Annotated in this window: 3 protein-coding genes; 1 reads left to right on the top strand and 2 read right to left on the bottom strand. The window is 38.7% G+C overall.

Annotation, left to right across the window (positions count from 1 at the left end; genetic code table 11):
• Positions 1 to 39: 39 nt before the first annotated feature.
• Together sbcB and H5072_RS14915 are read right to left on the bottom strand one after the other, a co-directional pair.
• Complete coding sequence (gene sbcB / locus H5072_RS14920; protein WP_182693963.1) at positions 40 to 1,491, bottom strand: exodeoxyribonuclease I; 1,452 nt, start codon at positions 1,489 to 1,491, stop codon at positions 40 to 42.
• A 1,097-nt stretch (positions 1,492 to 2,588) separates the two neighbouring features.
• Positions 2,589 to 2,834, bottom strand: coding sequence for an ogr/Delta-like zinc finger family protein (locus tag H5072_RS14915; protein WP_169044874.1), 246 nt, complete (start codon positions 2,832 to 2,834; stop codon positions 2,589 to 2,591).
• Positions 2,835 to 2,992: 158 nt separating this feature from the next.
• On the opposite strand from H5072_RS14915, the gene H5072_RS14910 reads away from it, so the two are divergent.
• Positions 2,993 to 3,262 carry a hypothetical protein gene (locus H5072_RS14910; RefSeq protein ID WP_220488645.1) on the top strand — a complete coding sequence of 90 codons (270 nt, stop codon included), beginning with the start codon at positions 2,993 to 2,995 and terminating at the stop codon, positions 3,260 to 3,262.
• Positions 3,263 to 3,418 lie beyond the last annotated feature (156 nt).

Genomic DNA, 3,418 nt, shown 5'->3' with positions numbered 1-3,418 from the left:
GCTAAAGCGTCGCGTTTTTAATGCGTTATACAAACAAAATTACATGCTTTGTGCGTAGTTATACAACGCCTTTAAAATTGTAAGGTTTTTTTCGCTGTCGTCATGTTCATGCGCTAGGTTTTCAAGGGTGATCATAAAATCTTGCGCATTAATCGATGGTTGATCTTCCCCATGTATTAACTTGTTTTGGCAATACTGGCGCCATTGGTCAAGCTCTTGCTGGTTTAGCGTTTCAGGCCAGTTACGGGCGCGGTATCTAAACAACAATGTATTAAACTTTTTATCTTCAAAGTCTAACTTCAACCCAGCCAATTCATCTGGTTTAGCATCGCGAATAATCGCAAACTTAGCTTTATCGGCATGGCTTGTAAACCCATCGTAAAGTAAGTAGTCAACGTTAGTAGTTGCGCTGTAATCGCCTTGCTCGTTAAACACTTCGGTTACTTTATCGCGAAGGTCGGTATTGGCTTTTAAAATAGCTAAATTAGCTAAGCACTGCTCGCGGTCAATCCCAAGGCGGGCGGCGTTTTCAGGCAATAATGTTTTAGCTGGGGCTAAAATAGGGCACTTGTTTAAATGCACTAGTTTTAAGCCAACAGGTAAATCGTCCTCGGCTAAATCTACACGTTTGGTGTATAAACGTTTGCGTAACTCTTCTACGTTTAAATCAATGAGTACTTGCGGGTTTTGGGTTAAATCAAAACAAATAACCGCGTTTTTATTTACCGGATGAAAGCTCATTGGTGCAACCCAGCTTGTACAGCCTTGTGTTGCAGGTATGCGCGATGTGGTATGCACCAGCGGCGTCATGTTAAATACATCAACCAATTCAGCAAGGGCTTTTTTATTACGCAGCCCAAAAAAGAAGTTATATAGCTTTGGCTGTTTTTCTTTTATTAGCTTAGCCAGTGCAATAGTGGCGGTTACATCGCTTAGCGCGTCATGCGCAGCTGCGTGTTCAATACCATTGGCTACCGTTAAATGCTCTAGCTTAAAGCTTGGGCTGCCGTCTTCTTTTAACGGCCATTCAATGCCTTCAGGGCGCAGCGCGTAACAAGCGCGTACTAAATCAATAATATCCCAGCGGCTATTGTTATGTTTGTATTCGCGCTCGTACGGGTCGTAAAAGTTACGGTAAAAGCTATAACGGCTTACTTCGTCATCAAACCGAATACTGTTGTAACCGGCAACACAGGTGTTTGGTACACTAAATTCGGCATGAATTTTTGCTATAAACTCAGCCTCAACCAAGCCTTTTTTCATCGCCACTTGTGGCGTAATACCCGTAATTAAACATGCCTCAGGGTGAGGCAAGTAATCCGCTTGCGGCTTACAATATTCAATAAGCGGCTCGCCAATAATATTTAAATCAAGATCGGTACGAATACCCGCAAACTGGCTCGGCTTATCCTTTTGAGGGCTCGCTCCCCAAGTCTCGTAGTCGTGCCAGTAGATAGTTGCTTGATTCTCTTGATAACTTTCATTATTCATTCTATGTCTTAGCCCTTTATTTTTACGGGTTATTAGCGCTACTCGGTTTCTTTTTGTATTTTCGAGTTTCTTGTAATTGGCGCGTTGTGTGTATAGTTTCGTGTATAAATTTTTTGCTAACTGTGTATAAAAAAACTAAATGGCGATCAGTAACACCAAATTAAGAAAGCTGCTAGGTAAAAATCAAACACCGTTCGTATTATCGCATAGAGATAGTTTAAGTGTAAGAGTATCAGCTAAGGGAACTATCACTTGGCAGTACCGAGTTGTTACAGGGTTCGCCTCGTTGTAGATACCGCCAACTGGAAGACATCGTAAAACGATAGGGTGTTATGTGTATAGACCGTGCTGCTAATTTCAAATCAATGTACTAAGACACAATAATGGGCAACGAATACGCCGCATAAAATGCATTGTTACAAATGTAAGTATAGAATCAAAGCTTGATCGCAGCCGACCGATCTTGGACTAGTGGTAACAACTGCACGTTTATAGCCGCAGGGTTTAGGGCTAAATTTCTTTAGCCCTTTATAATTACATTGCTAGCAGTGTACTGATTGCAACTATTAAGTGTGAAACATTAATAATCGCACGAGCTGAAATCTCTAAGGATAAATTGATTTTCAATTTATTATCCTCCAATTTTTAGATGTGGGTTGCTCAAGATTCCAGAATAAGTTACGCTCTTTTTTCAAACCAAAGCGCTTAGCTGAAATCTTAGCAAGTGACTTCCTCAACACCATATTACCAGTATGGTGTTGAGCCCTCCCCTGAAAGCACAACACTATATGTAGTATAATTTTCAAGTTCCGTAACAAGATAGAGTGGTTGAATCTGTTTTGCAAGGGACATAATTGCCCCGAAATGTGGATAACACTGGGATAACGCATGAGTGTTAGTAAGCGTTAACCTTTGATCATTAGGTTAGGTTGAAATATGCAAAAATCAACTTATGATGTGCTAAATTTACGTATTATAGAAATAAAAACCAGTTGATTTTTTAATCATCACTTTGAGTGTTCTTTTTAACCAGTGCTTAAATTATTTTACAGAAATAACTGTTAGGCAAAGGAAAAATCTTTAATTTAAAGTACTCTTTATAGTCCAATAAGTTCTAATTGCTCTTCACGTGGTAGGTTTTTAATTAGCGACGCAGCTAATTGTGCAATGGTTTTAAAAGGCGGATTTAAGAAGTGATCAAACGACTGGGTAATACGGCACGTTGCACCGTATTCATTTGTGTTAGTACGTGAGCAATATAAATTAACCACATGCGCGCTTTGTGTTTCGCGTGATGTAATTGTTGCTTTAGCTTCGCAATTTGGACAAGTAATCCGCGCCATAATAACCACCAATCGCTAATAAAATAAGCATTTAACTATTTATGCTAAACCTAAAAGCGCAAAACTATTTCTAAGTGAGTTTTGATAATTTACAAATATTTTAAAGTGGTGTTATCTTATTATGGAGTTATTAATTACTCTAAATTAAAGGAATATATATGAAAAATATTTTGGTGCTATTTACTTTACTCTTGACTGCTTGCAGTAGTACAGGTGTTATACCTATGGATGATGGAATTTACATGGTTGCGAAAAGAAGTGCACAAATTGGTTTTGGGCCACCTGATGGAGCTAAAGCTGACGTTTACGCAGAAGCAAATCAATTCTGCAATAAAGCAAATCAAAAGGTTAAAACAGTGAAACTTGATATGACAGACTCAGGGCTTGCAAAACCAGGGAATGTTTCACTTGAATTCAAGTGTGAATGAAGTCAGCTACCTGACTTCTTATTTGTAAATTTTAACTACTTGCCTCTAAATCAAAATTAAGCTGTAACTTAATGCCAATTTCAGGATCACGCGCTACTTCATCACTCATTAATTTAAATAAGCGGTTTAGTCTCGTTTTTAAAATACATGGCATCG

The organism is Pseudoalteromonas sp. SR45-5, from assembly GCF_014163565.1.
GTDB lineage: Bacteria > Pseudomonadota > Gammaproteobacteria > Enterobacterales > Alteromonadaceae > Pseudoalteromonas > Pseudoalteromonas distincta.
Note: the sequence above shows the minus strand (reverse complement) of the source record. Positions and strands in the feature narration are given on the sequence as shown.

What these genes read in the sequence shown, in the direction of transcription:
- sbcB (WP_182693963.1), bottom strand. Translation starts at nt 1,491, where the DNA reads ATGAATAATGAAAGTTATCAAGAGAATCAAGCAACTATCTACTGGCAC.
- H5072_RS14910 (WP_220488645.1), top strand. Translation starts at nt 2,993, where the DNA reads ATGAAAAATATTTTGGTGCTATTTACTTTACTCTTGACTGCTTGCAGT.
- H5072_RS14915 (WP_169044874.1), bottom strand. Translation starts at nt 2,834, where the DNA reads ATGGCGCGGATTACTTGTCCAAATTGCGAAGCTAAAGCAACAATTACA.